The 17,522-nt window shown below is 34.7% G+C and carries 15 protein-coding genes and 1 riboswitch; of the genes, 11 read left to right on the forward strand and 4 right to left on the reverse strand.

Annotated features, from left to right (window positions below):
• Nucleotides 1-72: 72 nt before the first annotated feature.
• Together QTL86_RS22560 and QTL86_RS22565 are read left to right on the forward strand one after the other, a co-directional pair.
• On the forward strand, nucleotides 73-822 hold the full coding sequence (locus QTL86_RS22560; protein WP_410496102.1) for a hypothetical protein: 750 nt from the start codon (nucleotides 73-75) through the stop codon (nucleotides 820-822).
• A 103-nt stretch (nucleotides 823-925) separates the two neighbouring features.
• Nucleotides 926-1,249, forward strand: coding sequence for a rhodanese-like domain-containing protein (locus QTL86_RS22565; RefSeq protein ID WP_127067761.1), 324 nt, complete (start codon nucleotides 926-928; stop codon nucleotides 1,247-1,249).
• A gap of 827 nt (nucleotides 1,250-2,076) precedes the next feature.
• Here QTL86_RS22565 and QTL86_RS22570 read toward each other — a convergent pair.
• Together QTL86_RS22570 and QTL86_RS22575 are read right to left on the reverse strand one after the other, a co-directional pair.
• Nucleotides 2,077-2,463, reverse strand: a complete 387-nt coding sequence (locus QTL86_RS22570; protein ID WP_410496103.1) for a VOC family protein — start codon at nucleotides 2,461-2,463, stop codon at nucleotides 2,077-2,079.
• Nucleotides 2,464-2,791: 328 nt separating this feature from the next.
• The gene (locus QTL86_RS22575; protein ID WP_013658396.1) at nucleotides 2,792-3,979 is read right to left on the reverse strand and encodes a pyridoxal phosphate-dependent aminotransferase; all 1,188 of its coding nucleotides are present in this window, start codon (nucleotides 3,977-3,979) and stop codon (nucleotides 2,792-2,794) included.
• A 352-nt stretch (nucleotides 3,980-4,331) separates the two neighbouring features.
• Here QTL86_RS22575 and QTL86_RS22580 point away from each other — a divergent pair, with 352 nt between their 5' ends.
• On the forward strand, nucleotides 4,332-5,543 hold the full coding sequence (locus QTL86_RS22580; protein WP_410496104.1) for a Gfo/Idh/MocA family protein: 1,212 nt from the start codon (nucleotides 4,332-4,334) through the stop codon (nucleotides 5,541-5,543).
• 141 nt (nucleotides 5,544-5,684) lie between these two features.
• On the forward strand, nucleotides 5,685-6,032 hold the full coding sequence (locus QTL86_RS22585; protein ID WP_410496105.1) for a zinc ribbon domain-containing protein YjdM: 348 nt from the start codon (nucleotides 5,685-5,687) through the stop codon (nucleotides 6,030-6,032).
• A 65-nt stretch (nucleotides 6,033-6,097) separates the two neighbouring features.
• Here QTL86_RS22585 and QTL86_RS22590 read toward each other — a convergent pair whose 3' ends face one another.
• Both QTL86_RS22590 and QTL86_RS22595 read right to left on the reverse strand, forming a co-directional pair.
• Nucleotides 6,098-7,705: a cache domain-containing protein gene (locus QTL86_RS22590; RefSeq protein WP_410496106.1), complete on the reverse strand. Its 1,608-nt coding sequence runs from the start codon at nucleotides 7,703-7,705 to the stop codon at nucleotides 6,098-6,100.
• A gap of 244 nt (nucleotides 7,706-7,949) precedes the next feature.
• Nucleotides 7,950-8,819, reverse strand: coding sequence for a C39 family peptidase (locus tag QTL86_RS22595; RefSeq protein WP_410496107.1), 870 nt, complete (start codon nucleotides 8,817-8,819; stop codon nucleotides 7,950-7,952).
• Between the two features lie 1,128 nt (nucleotides 8,820-9,947).
• Between QTL86_RS22595 and QTL86_RS22600 the strand changes: the two genes are divergently transcribed.
• The 7 genes from QTL86_RS22600 (at nucleotide 9,948) to cobD (ending at nucleotide 17,407) form a co-directional block, all read left to right on the forward strand.
• Nucleotides 9,948-10,322, forward strand: coding sequence for a GntR family transcriptional regulator (locus tag QTL86_RS22600; RefSeq protein WP_013658391.1), 375 nt, complete (start codon nucleotides 9,948-9,950; stop codon nucleotides 10,320-10,322).
• Between the two features lie 3 nt (nucleotides 10,323-10,325).
• Entirely contained in the window at nucleotides 10,326-11,186 is an 861-nt protein-coding gene (locus QTL86_RS22605) for an ABC transporter ATP-binding protein (protein ID WP_127067756.1), read from the forward strand.
• Nucleotides 11,187-11,189: 3 nt separating this feature from the next.
• Complete coding sequence (locus QTL86_RS22610) at nucleotides 11,190-11,849, forward strand: ABC-2 transporter permease (protein WP_127067755.1); 660 nt, start codon at nucleotides 11,190-11,192, stop codon at nucleotides 11,847-11,849.
• A gap of 71 nt (nucleotides 11,850-11,920) precedes the next feature.
• A riboswitch (cobalamin riboswitch) is annotated at nucleotides 11,921-12,098 on the forward strand.
• Nucleotides 12,099-12,434: 336 nt separating this feature from the next.
• Nucleotides 12,435-13,964: a cobyric acid synthase gene (locus tag QTL86_RS22615; protein WP_410496108.1), complete on the forward strand. Its 1,530-nt coding sequence runs from the start codon at nucleotides 12,435-12,437 to the stop codon at nucleotides 13,962-13,964.
• Complete coding sequence (locus tag QTL86_RS22620) at nucleotides 13,961-15,310, forward strand: cobyrinate a,c-diamide synthase (RefSeq protein WP_127067753.1); 1,350 nt, start codon at nucleotides 13,961-13,963, stop codon at nucleotides 15,308-15,310. The genes QTL86_RS22615 and QTL86_RS22620 overlap by 4 nt, the downstream gene beginning before the upstream one ends.
• Nucleotides 15,310-16,266 carry an adenosylcobinamide-phosphate synthase CbiB gene (cbiB, locus tag QTL86_RS22625; protein ID WP_127067752.1) on the forward strand — a complete coding sequence of 319 codons (957 nt, stop codon included), beginning with the start codon at nucleotides 15,310-15,312 and terminating at the stop codon, nucleotides 16,264-16,266. The genes QTL86_RS22620 and cbiB overlap by 1 nt, the downstream gene beginning before the upstream one ends.
• 46 nt (nucleotides 16,267-16,312) lie before the next feature.
• Nucleotides 16,313-17,407 carry a threonine-phosphate decarboxylase CobD gene (gene cobD, locus QTL86_RS22630; protein ID WP_410496109.1) on the forward strand — a complete coding sequence of 365 codons (1,095 nt, stop codon included), beginning with the start codon at nucleotides 16,313-16,315 and terminating at the stop codon, nucleotides 17,405-17,407.
• The last annotated feature ends 115 nt before the right edge of the window (nucleotides 17,408-17,522 follow it).

Consider the following 17,522-nt stretch of genomic DNA (forward strand, 5'->3'; position numbering starts at 1 on the left):
CTATAACATATAAAAGGAGATGCATGATTAAATATAGATTAAATAGAGAGAATGAAATAAGGAGGGGATACAATGATTTCAAAAATTAAAGGCTTATTAGTGGCACTGATCATTATAGTTGGTGGGGGAAGTATAGTAACGATAGGTGCTACTAATTGGATGAACCGAGATAGGTACTTATTTGTAGCTAAGGTCATTGGAACTGTACATATAGAATATCCAGAGTTAGATTCAATAATGAAAGAAGTTATATTAAAAAGAGATAATATAGGAATAAAGGCGGGTAATCGTCTATTACAGGAAAAAGGCTATATAAGGGGAGAGCTTGAAGGTTTTTTGAATCCATCTGGCATAGCCATAGAAATAATTATATTGGGGATAGTAGTGCTAATAATAAGTATAATTGTAATAAGACGGATAGCACATACTCCTATTAGAAAAAATGAATATTTACCATATATAGGCGCAATGTTTCTTGGATTACTATATGTTTTTATATTGGGAATAGGCATAAGTCAGATATTTCATTTTTGGAAAAGTGATAAGGAGTATGTATTTATAAGTGAAGTTGTAGGTACTATAGAGATGATCGATAGGAATGAAGGTTATATAAAAGCAGAAAAGATAATAAACACCCTATCTCATTTAGAACATGAAAAAATAGGAATAGAACTTCTAGAATCATATGGATATTCAAATATGAAAATTAGAGATGATGAGTTATTAATGATGAGATGGTTAGGAATAGTATCTATGTATCCTTTAGCAATATATTGCTGGGGTTTATTTAAATTAAAAAAGACAGAAAAGCAATTGATTTGACTTTATAAACTCATTTAGGTAAAGTTAAAGAGTCAAGAACGCTAATAGACAAGGAACAATTCTAAATGATTAACCATAGACAGTAGCTAGAAGGAGAACTAAAATGGACGAAATAGCAGAAGTACAAAGAATCAGTATAGAAGAAGCTAAACAGAATCTAGATGCAGACAAAAGCATTGTATTATTAGATGTAAGAACCAAAATGGAATATGCAGAAGGTCATATTGAAGGAGCCATTAATGTACCAGTTAATGAACTAGAATACCAGATTGAGGATATGATTCCAGATAAAGAACAAACTATCTATTTATATTGTAGAAGTGGTGTAAGAACCATTATGGCAGGAGATACCTTATTAAATCTAGGATATACCTCCGTATATGATATGGGTGGTATTATTTACTGGCCTTACGAAATCGTTAAGTAATTAAATAATAAATAGTATTTAGTTAGTATGGTAAATAGAAATTTGTCTTGGCGTTTATGAGAAGTACGTCTGAGAGAAAATGAGTGGGTATGGGTGCCTTCCGTTGTTCCGGTTCACATTTTTTGAAGCACTAAGTTCACTTATTTAGATGAATGGCAGAACTCACTTCGTTCAAACAGCTGCCTAAAACCCATCTAAAACGTTCACTAAGTGCTTCTAAAAAATGCTCCCAAGTCACTACTCCAGGCACCCATACCCACTCATTTTCACAAACGTTGTTGACCTCATAAACATCCAAGACAGTGAAGCAGCGTGGAAAGAAGGCGTAACGACAGTTAAAAAATACTCGAAGCCGGGGGCAGGCGCCCAAGGCAATAACGTATAAAGCTTCCCATAAGTCTATTTTGCCAAGAAGTAGCTCTGTAAGGAAGCTAGGGAGCCTTACAAGCATTATTGATCTCTTAAGTGTTCAAACCCCTAAGTGCAAAGTGCAGAAAAAAGATAATAACAAGTTTTGTTTTTTCTTAAAACACTTAATGGAGGCGACTTTACGCGTTATTGCTGGTAGAACTGAGAGAGGGTGGCTGCCTGACGGGGTGACTTCGGAGTATTTTCAGTAGGCACTTAGCGAACGTTTTGGATGGTACTTAGTCCACGTGCCCCCGGGAACCGAGCTTGTGGACGTTCATCCAAAAAAGTGAGCTTAGTGCCTACTGGAAATGCGGAGCCAAGCCACGATAGGTAGCCACCCTCTCTCAGTTCCGCCCATATAGCCCGTAAAGTCCCCGACAAATTTCTATTTATATGGCTGAATAGTTATATGCTTGTTATTCAGTAATCTCAATCCTAATACCATTTGGATCACTTATACAACTTTCGAAGTAACCATCCCCAGTTTCTCTTGGTGCACTTAGCAATGGATAACCATCTTGTACTATTTGGTTTGTGAGAGTAATGACATTTTCTCTACTGCCTACAGAGAAAGCAATGTGGTGAATGCCATTTACATGATCCTTTGGCTCCCGATATTCTAATAACTCATGTGCCATTATTTCTAATCTAGCACCTGAATCAAAAGATAAAAAGTAACTGGAAAATCCTTTGGCATTTACATATTTTTCGTTGCTCTTGGCATTAAAATATTTCATATAGAATTCTCTTGTACGCTCTAGATCATTTGTATAGAGTGCAATATGTGTTACTGAAACATTCATTTTACTATTTCTCCTTTTTATTCTGTAATTAATTCTAGAACAGCTGTTTTCACTTCTCACTTGTCTTATATTTTAATGATATGATAATATGTTGATACTGTGAAGTATTTCGTGAGAAGATAGGCGCTAATCTTTCTAAACCCTTAAAGGATAAGATATCAAAAAAGCACTACTAATAAGCATTCAGCTTCTTAGTAGTGCTTTTTTACGTCGGACTCTGGTTTAATATTTTATTGGGCTAGAGAAGTTTGTAAAAACAGGTGGAACCATCTATTGGTCTTTAAATTTATACATATGTGGGCAGCTAACCAAATCCCTAATAAAATTTTTATGCTTGATATTCTTGAATAAGTTTCTCAAAAGCTGGTAATGAGTTAACGATTTGTGATTGTTTAACACAGTAAGAAACTCTTACATAACCAGGGCAACCAAAATCATCACCAGGTACGAGGAGAAGTTCATACTTTTTAGCTTTTTCACAGAAGGCATTAGCATCTTCTTCTAAAGCTTTTACAAAGAGGTAGAAGGCACCATCTGGGCGAACACAATCATAACCAAACTTAGTAAGGCCATTATAAAGAATATCTCTATTTTCTTTATAAGCATTAATATCAGAAGTAGCACCGATACATTTTTGAATAACAAATTGGAATAAGCTTGGTGCACAAACATAGCCAAGGGCTCTACCTGCACCACAGATAGCAGCGTACATATTGCCGCCATCTTCCATTTGATCTGATACGGCAATGTAACCAATTCTTTCACCAGGTAAAGAAAGAGATTTGCTGTAAGAGTAGCATACCAAAGTATTTTTATAGTAGTTCATAAGGTAGGGTACTTTAATGTTATCATAAACAATTTCTCTGTAAGGTTCATCGGAGATTAAGTAAATAGGATGATTGTATTCTTTAGATTTTTCTTCTAAAATACTACATAATTCTTTAACTGTTTCTTCTGAATAAACGACACCAGATGGGTTGTTTGGTGAATTCATAATGATGGCTTTTGTATTCGGAGAAAGAAGGGCTTTAAAACTCTTAAAGTCAATCTGGAAGTTATCAGTATTAACAGGAACTACTTTAAGTTTTGCACCTACTGACTCTACAAAGACACGGTATTCGGGGAAGAAAGGCGCAAAAGTAATAAACTCATCACCAGGCATTGTAAGAGCTTTAGCACAAATACATAAAGAAGCAGCAGCTCCTACCGTCATGTAAATATGATTAGCTGTAACATTCGTACCAAATCTTTCATTAATAGAATCTGCTATGGTTTTTCTAACACCAGCATCGCCCTGTGCTGAGGTGTAGCTATGAAGAACATTAGAATCATTAGAATTTAATAATTCTAAAAGAGCCTCTTTTACACATTCTGGAGCTGGTACATTAGGATTACCAAGGCTAAAGTCATAGACATTCTCTGCGCCAATTTCCCCTGCCCTTATCTTACCATACTCAAAGATTTCTCTGATGACAGAGCGTTTTGTTCCTAACTGAAGCATTTCATTTGAAATCATGTTTTCTCTCCTTTTTAGTTAATTTGGTATTTAAGTTACTAGTTTATTGAAATCAAATTATTATTAACAAGTGTTTAGTATAATTTACAATATTTTTCTGTACATTTCAACCACTAGCCAATAAATATAAAGTTGTCTGAGCGTTTATGAGGAATGATGCTAGGCAGAAATGAGAGGATAAGGGCTACCTCTCGGAAATACGCTTCGTATTTTTTGCTGTCTTTAACTACTATACATAAAATTGGTTGCATTTTCTCAATAGTTAGAGTTAAATAGAAAATAATAGCGAAAAAGTCATGTATTATAGTAGCTATACGATTATAAAAAAATAGATCATTTTAGGAAGAAGACTATGGGAAAAAGGATTAAGGTTATATTAACAGGATTAAATGGTTATGGAAAAAATTTTATAACTGAAATACTAAGAGAAGAAATCTCTAAAGATATTCAATTAGTTGGAGTAGTGAGCAGAAATCCTACAGCTAATGAGTATTATGAGAAGCTACTAGAAAATGGTGTGATGTTATATACGAAATTAGAACAATGTTTAGTAGAAAATGAAGTGGACTTAGCCATTATTACGACACCCATGCATGTCCACTATGAGGAAGTCACGTGTGCTTTAAAACACGGCGTTAATGTGTTTTGTGAGAAACCATTAGCACCTACTATAGATGAATGTCTGGAAATAAAGAAAGTAGCGGAGCAATTAGGAAAGGTTGTTGCAGTAGACTTCCAGTGGTCCTATTCTAAGGCAATACAGCATCTAAAAAGAGATATTTTAGCTGGCAAATATGGTGCTATTAAAAGTATTAAAACAGTAGTTAACTGGAATAGACCTAAAAGCTACTTTGAAGATAGTAACTGGAAAGGGAAAATACAGGGTGAGAATGGTAAGTATATTTTAGAGTCTGTTATGAGTAATGGAGCAGCTCACTTTTTGCACAATTTGTTTTTTTTATGTGGAGAAACGATGCAGCAGTCAGCTTATCCTGTAAGTATTGAAGGAGAAGGATACAGAGCCCATCAAGTGGAAGGATATGATACTGTTTTTATGCGCATGATGACTAGTGAGGGACAGGAGTTATTATATCTAGCTACTATTGCAGCGAAAGAAGCAAAAAGACCTAGATTTACCATTGAATTAGAAAAAGCTACTGTAAACTTCCCAGAAGGAGAAGAAGAAAATATAGTTGTACATACTCATATAGGAGAACAAATGGTTTATGGTTCTCCAGAAGAAGGGCGTTTTAAGCATTATTTACGCGCAGCAGAAGCTATACAAACAAGAGAAAGAGTAGCTTGTGATGTAGAAACTATTTTACCAGGGGTTATAGCTGCTAATGCCGCTATGCAGTATATTGCGGTTCGTGAATTTCCTAAAGAACTTGTTTTTGAAGATGAAAAATCTGTTTATGTTAAAGAACTAGATAGATTATTAGAACGCTGCTATGAAGAGAAAAAATTACCTAATGAATTAGGTATTCATTGGGCCATTCCAAGTGAAACGATAGCTATTAAAGGATATCATTCTTTTAGAGGTATAGCAGACAAAGAAAAGTAATAGGTTAGGATAAGTTAGCTGATACAAAATAAAAAATAGGGCAAACTAGTCAAGATAAAAAACTTAAAAATTTGTCAAGTATTTAAGACTATGTTATGATAGATGGACTAGAATGTACAACAAAGAATGGAGAACAGAAATATGACAACTTTGCCGAATTGCCCAAAATGTAATTCAGAATATACTTATGAAGATGGGACGCTTTTAGTTTGCCCAGAGTGTGCTTATGAGTGGACGCCAACGACAGAGACCCAACAAGAAGATGCAAGTGCTATTAAAGATGCAAATGGTAATGTTTTAAATGAAGGAGATTCTGTAACAGTTATCAAAGATCTTAAAGTAAAAGGAAGTTCATTAGTTATTAAAATAGGAACAAAAGTAAAGAACATCCGTTTAATTGAAGATGCTACAGATGGACATAACATTGATTGTAAAATTGATGGGATTGGTGGTATGAAGCTTAAATCTGAATTCGTAAAAAAACTTTAATATAAGCTTTGAGTAAAGGAGCCTGTGCTTAAATTATTAAGCATAGGCTCCTTTTTATGTAATGCTTATTCTTTTAATTTAAAGTGAGAAAGAGCAGCTTTTAGGTCTTTAGCCATGTATTTAAGCTCTTCTGTATGTTCATCTAATTTAATAAGAGATTGATTAACATTTTTAGTTAAATCAGAAACCTCTTCAGCAGCTGCAGCAACTTCTTCAGAATCAGCGGCTATATTCTCAACTTTAGTAATAGCAATATTGGTACTTGCAGTAGCCCTGGTAAAAATGTCGTTAAAGACACTTGAAGGATCAGTATCTAAAGGATCTTGAGTGCCAGGGGAGAGTTGCTTGTTAATATAAGCATTGGTTTCAGCTAAAATACTACCTAAATTATCTACATGGATACTTGCTTCTTGTATACGATGAGCTTGATTGGTTGTACTATGAGCCACATCACTTATAGCAGCAAATACATTTTTTGTAGAATCACTAGTTTCAGAGCTAATAGTAGCAATCTCATCAGAAGACTTTAATAGTGCATGAGAAGCTGAGTCAACATTACGAATGAGGATAGATACGCTTGTAATCATCTTATTAAAATTATTAGCTAAGTCGGTAAATTCATCATTACCAATAAGTTGGATGTTTTTACTTAAATCTCCTTTGGCTACATCACTAACGGCTTTATTCATATAATTGAGTTTTCGCTTAATCATAGTAGTGACAGCTATAGCAATTATAATACCTAAAATAATACCGATAAGAGCAGTGCCTAAGGTAAAGTAAACAATCGTATTTAAGCTATCAGAAATTTCTTTTTCACTAACAACACCGACTAGTTTCCAGTTAGTAATTTCGTCATTAAAAATAACCACATTAACTGTTTGTCCATTTAAATTAATCTGAGTATTAACTTGATTTTGGTCTTTAATATCATTCCAGTTAGGAAGTGTGGTTAAGCTAGATTTGATAAATGTATTCCGATTATTGTCAACTAAGATTGTGCCATCTGCATTGGCTAAAAGTACATAGCCTGTGTTTAATAGGTTAATATTTTGGACGAACTTTTTTATTTCATCAAAAGAGATATCTATAGCAACACAACCTACTTGTTCTTTATTAGCTTTCACTTCTTGGGAAACAGTAATAATAAGTCTATTAGTTGTAGGATCTATATAAGGTTCAGTAAAAATAGCATATACACCACTTCTATAAGAAGAACCGATGGCATTTTTAAACCAAGGTTTATCGGTGTAGTCGTCATTTTCAAGGGTATGATGAGGAATATTTTTTCCATTTTCTACAGTATACCAAGCTGTAACGACTTTACCACTATTAGTAGCATAATAGCCTCTTAGGGCACCCTCTGTTGTTTTAAGAGCAGCAACGATAGAGTCTTCAATAGCAGTCACATTATCTTCTAAGGAGCCACTATCTTCCATATGCTTTAGTTCATTTTTACGAGTTAGAATATTGAGTTGTTGGCCTAAGTTTTTTAAGTAGAGTTCAAAGCTATTCTTACTTTCTTTAAGCGTTTGAAAGCTAGTAAGTTGCATATTATCTGTTAAAACGCTATGGGATTTCTGGATAGACATAATACTTAAAAATGTAAGTGGTACAATAATAGCTACTAAAAAGCATGAAATTAACTTAATAACAATTCCTTTTTTGCGCATGAGAAGTTCCTTCCTTTGTGTAAATAATAGGTCCTATACAACAGACATTATAATAGGATTATTTTAATTATTCTATAAATAATAACAAATAATAGTAAATAATAGCAAAATACATTAAGATATCTATTAAAAAAAATATATTTTGTAGTAAATAGCATTTATTTTTTGAGATATTGATGAAGAAGAGACCTTTAAGGAGAAGCTTTTACAAGCTAAATAATTTTTGATAAGACAAATAAAGAACCTATGAGCTAAATGCCCATAGGTTCTTTATTTGTTTAGTAAGTGTATCTAGGTCCCAAGTTTGATTGCTCCTAATTAAGCTATCCGAATCATTAACAATAATTTTTCCATTAGGAGCAATACCTGTTAAAACAATAAAATGTCCAGAAGTGGTAAAATCTCCGGGGCGCATACTTGCAATAATAGGATTACCATTAGTAAGGCGACTAATAATAACATCGTCATTTAAAGGTAGTTCTTCACTGGTAAGACCTAAAGTCTCTGCTCCTTTTGTCATGAGATCCCAACTGGAGCCTCGTCCTTCTACCAAGTAACCTTGTTCATAGCTAAAGTCAGCTATGGCTTTTGGGTTGAGTTCGGTATTTCCAGTGAGACCTACAGCTACCATAGAAAGAGCCGTAGGACCACAACCATTTACGGCAATAAAATCATCTCCATAGTGTTCATAGCCCCATCTTGTATCCCATTGAATAAATAAAGGAATTTCTCCAGGAGTATAGTCTTTCGTGATAGAAATAGGAGATTTATCCTCAAGGTTAGCTAGGTAGTTGCCATAGTTGTTTACAAAAGCGATAGTTTCAGGTTTCTTTTCGGCAAGCTCTAGAAGCGAAGCTGGATAATCTGAGTAGTTGGCATCTGCTAATATGTCTGAGCTCTCACTTGAATAGAGAATGGTCTCAGGAACTGAAGAAGTAGGAAAAGAAAAGAAGGTTTTCTTTACTAACACAGCTACACATAAAACAAGTAACCAGAAAAAGATATAGCGAGTAGCTCGTATTAACTGTTTTCTTTTATGTTTTTTCTTAGATTTTATAGTAGTCCTTTTATAAGTGGGGGATTTGGTAAGATAGTTCCCAGGATTTTCGTTCATAAATACCTCCTTAGTGCTAAGTTACTTATTTAAATATAACCAAATTATAGTCGTTATTATACATAGGAAATCTTACAGTGAGGCAGATTTATTTATTACAGTTTAGTAAGAAAGATATTTATGTCATTTTTTAGTGAAAATATGAATAGAAATTTGTTGGTGGTTTTACTGGGCCATTTGGGAGGAACTGAGAGAGGGTGGCTATCCTACGTGGCTTGGCTCCGTATTTTCAGTAGGCACTAAGCTCACTTTTTTGGATGAACGCCCACAAACTCGGTTCCCTCGAACACGTGGGCTAAATACCATCCAAAACGTTCGCTAAGTGCCTACTGAAAATACTCCGAAGTCACCCCGCTAGGACAGCCACCCTCTCTCAGTTCTACCAGCAATAACGCGTAAAGTCGCCTCCATTAAGTGTTTTCAAGAAAAAACAAAACTTGTTATTATCTTTTTTCTGCACTTTTCACTTAGTGGTTTGAACGCTTAAGAGATCAATAATGCTTGTAAGGCTCCCTAGCTTCCTTACAGAGCTACTTCTTGGCAAAATAGACTTATGGGAAGCTTTATACGTTATTGCCTTGGGCGCCTACCCCCGGCTTCGAGTATTTTTTAACTGTCGTTACGCCTTCTTTCCACGCTGCTTCACTGTTTTGGATGTTTATGAGGTCAACAACGTTTGTGAAAATGAGTGGGTATGGGTGCCTGGAGTAGTGACTTGGGAGCATTTTTTAGAAGTACTTAGTGAACATTTTAGATGGGTTTTAGGCAGCTGTTTGAACGAAGTGAGTTCTGCCGTTCATCTAAATAAGTGAACTTAGTGCTTCAAAAAATGTGAACCGGAACAACGAAAGGCACCCATACCCACTCATTTTCTCTCAGACGTACTTCTCATAAACGCCAAGACAAATTTCTATTTAGAATAGTATCTCAATAACGACTTTATAAATTAACAAATCATATTGACAATCTAAAAATATAGAGTTAATATCTGTATATAGACTATATACACAGTATATGTACAGCTGGCTTGAGAAAAGTATTTAAAATTAATATAAGTTTAAACAATAACATAAAAGTATTGATAAGTGTAAAGGGTTGTGAATTAAAAAGAGGGAAAGGAGTGAAGGTGTGGATATTATTATTGTAAATGACAGTGCAATTCCACTTTATGAGCAGATTATTAGCCAGATTAAAGAACACATTTTAAAAGGTGAGATTCAGCAAGGGACTTTATTACCCTCTATTCGTATGATGGCAAAAGAATTAAAGGTAAGTATTATTACAGTAAAAAGGGCTTATGAGGATTTAGAGGCGGAAGGCTTTGTGCAAACTACACCAGGAAAGGGGACTTATGTTTCTTTAGCTAATAAGGAACGGCTCAAGGAAATGCAAATGAGCCAATTAGAAGAAAAACTAGAAGCTATTGTAGTCGCAGCCAAAAGTATAGATATGACTTTAGAAGAACTTCAAGAACGCGTAGCCGTTATTTATGAGGAGGTATAGAAGATGGAAGCAGTGGTTTTTAAAGATGTTAAAAAACAGTTTGATGGATTTGAATTAAATATTCCCAAGTTAAGTATTAAGAAAGGGTATATTACTGGTTTTATAGGTGAAAATGGGTCGGGTAAAACGACTACTATTAAACTAATGCTAGATATGCTTATTCCTGATACGGGCGAGGTTCTAATTGATGGGATGAGAGTAAGTGAAAATGCGAAGGCAATTAAAGAGAAAATAGGATATGTGGGAGAGCCAACTGGTTATCCTCAAGAATCTAAGCTTAAAAATATTAAACGTATGGTAAAGCCTTTTTATAAAGACTGGGATGAAAAGCTTTTTAATAGCTATATGGAGCGTTTTGGATTAAAAGAAGATAAAAAGTATGGTGAATTATCTACAGGGCAAAAAAAGCAATTTGCGCTTATTGTAGCTCTGGCTCATAAGCCGGAACTTATTATTTTAGATGAACCAACAGCAGGGCTCGATCCTGTTGTAAGAAGTGAAATGATTGATTTATTAATGGAGCATATGCAAAACGAAGAAGTAACTATTTTTTATTCGACCCATATCACTTCAGATCTTGAAAAAGCAGGAGACTATCTAGTATATATACGAAATGGCCGCATCGAAATGCAAGCCCCAAAAGATGAACTTTTAAACAATTACTGCATTGTTAAAGGGCCAAAACATTTATTTGATAAGGAAATTCAAAAAGAGCTACTAGGCTATAAACAAACCAGCCTAGGTGGTGAAGCACTAGTGAGAAGTAGAGCATTAGCCAAGGAGCTTTTTGGCAATGAAGTGAAATATGTAGTGCCAACTATTGAAGATGTTATGGTGCTTTTATCTAGCAAGAGGGGGGAATAGAGGATGAATGGAACATTTTTACTCGTTAAGAAAAATTGGATTTATCTAACAACATCCATTAAATCAGCTTTAGTGTCAAGTATCTTATTCTGCTTATTTATGCCAATGTGGAGTATTGGCTTTGGTGTTGCTATGCCTGCATTATTAGGGTATATTTTAATTTATAGTATTATGGCATATGAGGAGCGTAGTAAGGTAGAGCTCATGACAGCTGCTATGCCTATAAGTAGAAAGGAAATGTGTGCTTCAAGATATATAGAAAGTATCATTTATCTTGTAGGTGGTTGTATGATTGCTCAAATAGGTTTATGGTTGAATTTTATATCTCAGCTGCACATGATGATGGAAGAAATACTTAAGCTTGCACCTATAATACTAGCGGTTACTTTCTTAATAGGAGCTATTTATAACAGTATTATCTTACCAGTTATTTTTTATTTTGGAACGATTAAAGCCAGATATTATTTAATGTTTAGCTATATTCTCATATTTGTAGGTGCTAATACGATAACTAACATGAGATTAGTAGATGAAAGTATAGTAGTATATATCAATAAACTGGATGGTATTATGCCGATACTAATGATGCTAATAGGTGTTATAATTTACTATATTTCGTATCGTATTAGCCTTAATATTTGGAAGAAAAAAGATTTTAAATAGAAGAACATATAAGCAATCTAATAATGATGAAGCATTTCAAAATACGAATACCTATGCTAGAATAAAGGAAATGAATAATAAGCATTTAAGGCGCTGTGTAAGCTTAATAGGGAAATGTGTGGAACACTGCAGCCCCCGCTACTGTATATAAGGACTAACTGCCAGTAAGCCACTGTAACTTGGTTATGGGAAGGCGGCAGAAGGGAAGAATTATAAGCCAGGAGACCTACCTTAAATGACAAAGGAATCTTTCGGAGGGAAAGACGCTTATCCATTAAGAAAACTAATATAGAGATGCTGCGAACTAGCGTAAGTAGCGCTGACTATAAAAGAAAAGAGCTTAGAAGAATGTAGGGTAGCTCTTTTTATTAAATAGATAGAATCTATGTTCTTATATAAGTAAAAGTCTCCCCGATGTGGGAGGCTTTTTATTTGTTATTGTTATAAGAAAGCGTATATTTTACCACTATCATAAATAGAAATAGAGTGAACAACAGTATAAGATGCGAGATTGCTTAAGCCTCTATTTTTTACAATATATTTTTCATTATTCAGTCTTAATTCATTCATATTAAAGGAGCACTTATGGGAAAAAGTATTATGTTTCAAGGAACGGCCTCGAATGTAGGGAAAAGTTTATTAACTGCGGGGTTTTGTAGAGTATTTAAACAAGATGGCCTTAGGGTTATTCCTTTTAAATCTCAAAATATGGCGCTTAACTCGTTTATTACAGAAGAAGGCTTAGAGATGGGAAGAGCTCAGGTTTTTCAAGCAGAGGCGGCAGGAATTAAACCTAGTGCTAGGATGAATCCTATTTTACTCAAGCCTACAAGTGATCAGGGCTCACAGGTAATTGTAAATGGGAAAGTATATGACAATATGACAGCTAGAGAGTATCATGAATTCAAACCACAGTTAGCAGAAATGATTAAAACACATTATGAGAGTTTAAGTAGTGAATATGACGTCGTGGCTATAGAAGGAGCAGGAAGTCCTGCGGAGATTAACTTAAGAGATAAAGATATTGTCAATATGGGTATGGCGGAAATAGCAGATTCACCGGTTATTTTAATTGCAGATATTGATAAGGGTGGAGTGTTTGCTTCTATTTTAGGAACCATTATGCTTTTAACAGAGGAAGAAAGAGCTAGAGTCAAAGGTGTGATTATTAATAAATTTAGAGGAGATCGTAGTATTTTAGAACCAGGCATCAAAATGCTAGAGGATTTAATTAAAATCCCTGTATTAGGTGTAGTGCCTTATACGTATTTAAAGGTAGAGGATGAAGATAGTTTAACAAGTCGTTTTTATCAAACTGTAGGCAAAAATAATGCTATTGATATTGCTATCATCCACCTACCTCATATCTCTAATTTTACAGACTTTAATATGTTAGAAATACAAGAGGATGTACAACTAAGATATATAAGACGTGGTGAAAAAATTGGAATACCTGACTTAGTTATTTTGCCAGGAAGTAAAAATACTTTAGCAGACCTAGCCTATTTAAAAGAAAGCGGTTTAGATATAGAACTTCATAAACTACATGAACAAGGTAATCTTATTATGGGCATATGTGGTGGTTATCAAATATTAGGCGAAAAAATAGCAGATCCTTATGGTGTAGAAGGTCATATGAAAGAAGCATATGGGCTTGGCTTACTTCCTATTGAGACGACTTTTGAAGGTGAGAAAGTAACGACTCAAGTAGAGGGAACTATTTGTAAGGACCTACCAGGGTTACTAAGTGCAGTGACATCTACTAAGGTAAAAGGTTATGAAATTCATATGGGTGTGACAAAAATGGCAAAAGAAGCAAAACCCTTAATGACTTTTACAAAGAGACTAGGCCAAACAATAAATGAATTAGAAGGAACTTGTAATGAAGCGGGTAATGTATTTGGCACATACTTGCATGGTATCTTTGATGAAGCTAATTTTACTAGAAACCTTTTAAATGCCATAAGAGTTAAGAAAGGATTAGAAGCAGTAGAAAATAGCACTGTTTCTTTTGAGGCTTTCAAACAAGGTGAATATGACAAGCTAGCACAAGTACTTAGAGAACATGTAGATATGGTAGCTATTTATGATATTTTAGGAGCAAAAAAGAAATGAAAAAATTATTGATTGCAGGAACAGCTAGTGGTGTGGGGAAAACGACTCTTTCTCTAGGAATTATGAAGGCTTTGCAAGCAAGGGGCCTTCAAGTTCAACCTTATAAAGTGGGCCCAGATTATATTGATACAGCTTACCATACGAAGGTAACAGGAAGAGCTTCTAGAAATTTGGACCTTTATATGCTAGAAGAGGAACAAGTCAAGTATCTATTTAATAGAAGTATGCAGGAACCTGATATTGCTGTAGTAGAGGGAGTAATGGGCTTATACGATGGTAAAGGCAGTTCTATTGCTGAATGCAGCAGCGCATCAGTTGCTAAGCTTTTGAAATTACCAGTGATTTTAGTGATTGATGCAAGAGCTATGGCAGCGTCTAGTGCAGCTATGGTGTTAGGTTACAAAATGATTGATCCAGAAGTGAATATAGTAGGGGTTATAGCGAATGGTATCAAAACAGAAAGTCACTTTAACTTAGTAAAAGCTTCTATTGAAGAGTACTGTCATATACCAACTATTGGCTATTTGCCTCCAGAAGACCATTTTAGCTTGCCTTCTAGGCACTTAGGGCTTATTCCTAGTGAAGAGTTAGAAGCTTTAGAGGAAAGAATAGAGCTTTTAACCGAAGCAGTAGAAAAGTATATTGATTTAGATTTACTTTTAGAACTTATAGAAGGTGAAGAGGTCACTAGTACATTTAAACCTATTATTAAACGAGATTATAGGATGAAAACAATAGCGGTAGCTTATGATGAGGCCTTTCATTTTTATTATCAAGATAATTTACAGTTATTAGAGGATTTGGGAATAAAACTTATTTATTTTAGTCCTTTATCAGATTCCAGTTTACCTATGTGTGATTTGATTTATATCGGTGGTGGCTTTCCAGAGGTCTTTGCAGCAGACTTAGAAGCTAATCAGACAATGAGGCGGGTACTTAAAGTAGCTCATGAAAATAACATTCCTATTTATGCAGAGTGTGGTGGACTTATGTATTTAGGAGAGCGCCTTATAGATCATGAAGGGAAAAGCTATGAAATGGTAGGGATTTTTAAAGGGGAAAGCCGTATGACCAAGGGATTAAAGCGTTTTGGCTATTGCTTTGGAACTGCCGAGGAAGACACCTTACTTTCTGAAAAAGGACAGACATTAAAAGGACATGAGTTTCATCATTCAGAGTTTTACACCAATGAAAAAGCAGTTTATAAAATGCAAAAAGACAACAAGGGTGAAGTTTGGGTAGGAGGCTATACAAAGGGTAATACCCTAGCCACTTATTTACATTTACACTTTTATAGCCATTTAGAAGCTGTAGAAAGATTGTTAAGTGTAGGAGGAAAAGCCTAATGATGATGCTAGAATGTTTAATCACGGCTTATGTACTAGATTTAATTTTCGGAGATCCTTACAATTTTCCTCATCCTGTAAGATATATAGGCCGCCTTATTAAATGGAGTGAAAAGCAAATAAGAAAAATAGCAAAGACACCTAAGGGTTTAAAGGTAGGAGGCTTTGTTTTATGGGGTATAACTGTAGGCACAACAGTTACAGTAGTTTATTTGGTACTGGCATTAGCTAAAGTACATTGGTTGCTTTATTTTGTTGTAAATAGTATTTTATTATACACAACTTTAGCAACTAAGTGTTTAGGGGATGAAGCTAATAAAATTAAAAAGGTACTAGAAACAGATACGCTAGAAAAAGCCAGAGTGCAGCTTTCTTATATAGTAGGAAGAGACACATCCAAGCTGAGTGAGAAAGAAATTATTCGTGCGACTGTAGAGACAGTAGCGGAAAACACTGTAGATGGTATCATTGCACCTTTATTTTATGCCTTTATTGGAGGAGCACCTTTAGCTTTTGCGTATAAGGCTATTAATACCTTAGATTCTACAGTAGGTTATAAAAATGAAAAGTATAAAGACTTAGGTTTTGCTTCTGCTAAAATAGATGACATAGCTAATTACGTGCCAGCAAGGTTAACAGCTGTTTTAATGAGTTTAGCAAGCGTCCTTTTACACTTTGATGCTAAAAACTGTTTAAAAATTGCTATTCGTGATAGAAGGAATCACAAAAGTCCTAACTGTGCTTATCCAGAAGGCGCAGCAGCAGGGGCTTTAGGTGTGCAATTAGGTGGGACTAACGTTTATTTTGGTGAAGTAGTAGTGAAACCAACCATAGGAGATGCTACAAGAGAACTAGTGATTGCAGATATTACAAGAGGAAATCAGTTGATGTATATGACATCGGTTGTTGGAGTACTCATTTTCACTGGTCTATGGCTTATTTGCTTTTTGTATTAAAATTTGCATACTGCATGTAATACACTAAAAAGAGGAGAAAGAATACATGATTAATCTAGGACATGGGGCAAATAGTGCTGAAATGGCAGCACTTTATGGGAAGAAACAAGAGGAACTTATAGATTTTAGCTCAAATATCAATCCTTTTATGAGTGAGCACTTGGTCAATTCAGTACAAAGTGCCTTAAAAAGTTGCCAAAACTATCCGGATATTCATTATACTAAGCTTAGAGAAGTACTTAGTCAGTATCTAAGCTGTGAGATGAAACAAATTATACCTGGAAATGGTGCTACGGAAATCATGTACTTACTAATGAAAACGCTAGGGGAGAGTAGTAGGCAAAAGGAGGAGCCTTTTAGATTAGGTATTATAAATCCTACCTTTTCTGAATATGAAAGAAGTGCCAAGCTAAATGGTTTAGAAATTGTGCCTTTTCAGTTAAAAGCATCTACAGAGTTTGATCTAGAAGTAGAAAAGCTTAAAGCAAGGCTTCATGAAATAGATGGCTTATTTATTTGTAATCCTAATAATCCAACAGGGAACAGCTATAGCTTAGCTTCTATTGCTAAACAAATGGAAGAAATGCAAAAGCTACTCATTGTAGATGAAACCTTTATGGAATTCGTAGAAGAGGAAGCAAAATATAGCTTAATGCCATTAGTACAGAGTCATAATCAGCTCATTATTATTAAAGCTGTTACTAAGTTTTTTGGACTACCTGGTTTAAGATTAGGCTATGGAGTAACAAGTAATAAAGATTTATTAAGAGGAATGTATCATTTTAAAGAGCCATGGACGGTTAATGGTTTTGCTGAATACTTAACCCCAGTTTTATTAGAGGATAAAGTTTTTCAAAAGAAGACAAAAGCCTATTTCAAGGAAGAACGTAATCATCTATTAGAAGCTTTAAAGAAGCTCAAAAATATAAAGGTTTATTCTACAACTGCTAATTTTGTATTAATAGAGCTTAAGGCTATGACAAGTCAGGAATTAAAAGAGCAGATGATCATAAAGCATAATATCCTTATAAGAGATGCTTCTAACTTTAAAGGACTAAATAAGCATTTTATTAGGGTAGCCATTAAAGGCAAGGAAGATGATGACAAACTATTAAAGGCTATGTGGGAAATTGTAGGATAAAGATAGCAATTTGTCTGGGTGTCTATGAGGAATACGTCTGAGAGAAAATGAGTGGGTATGGGTACCTTACGTTGTTCCGGTTCACATTTTTAGAAGCACTAAGTTCACTTATTTA

The organism is Cellulosilyticum sp. ST5 (assembly GCF_046529625.1).
In the GTDB taxonomy this organism is placed as follows: domain Bacteria; phylum Bacillota; class Clostridia; order Lachnospirales; family Cellulosilyticaceae; genus Cellulosilyticum; species Cellulosilyticum lentocellum.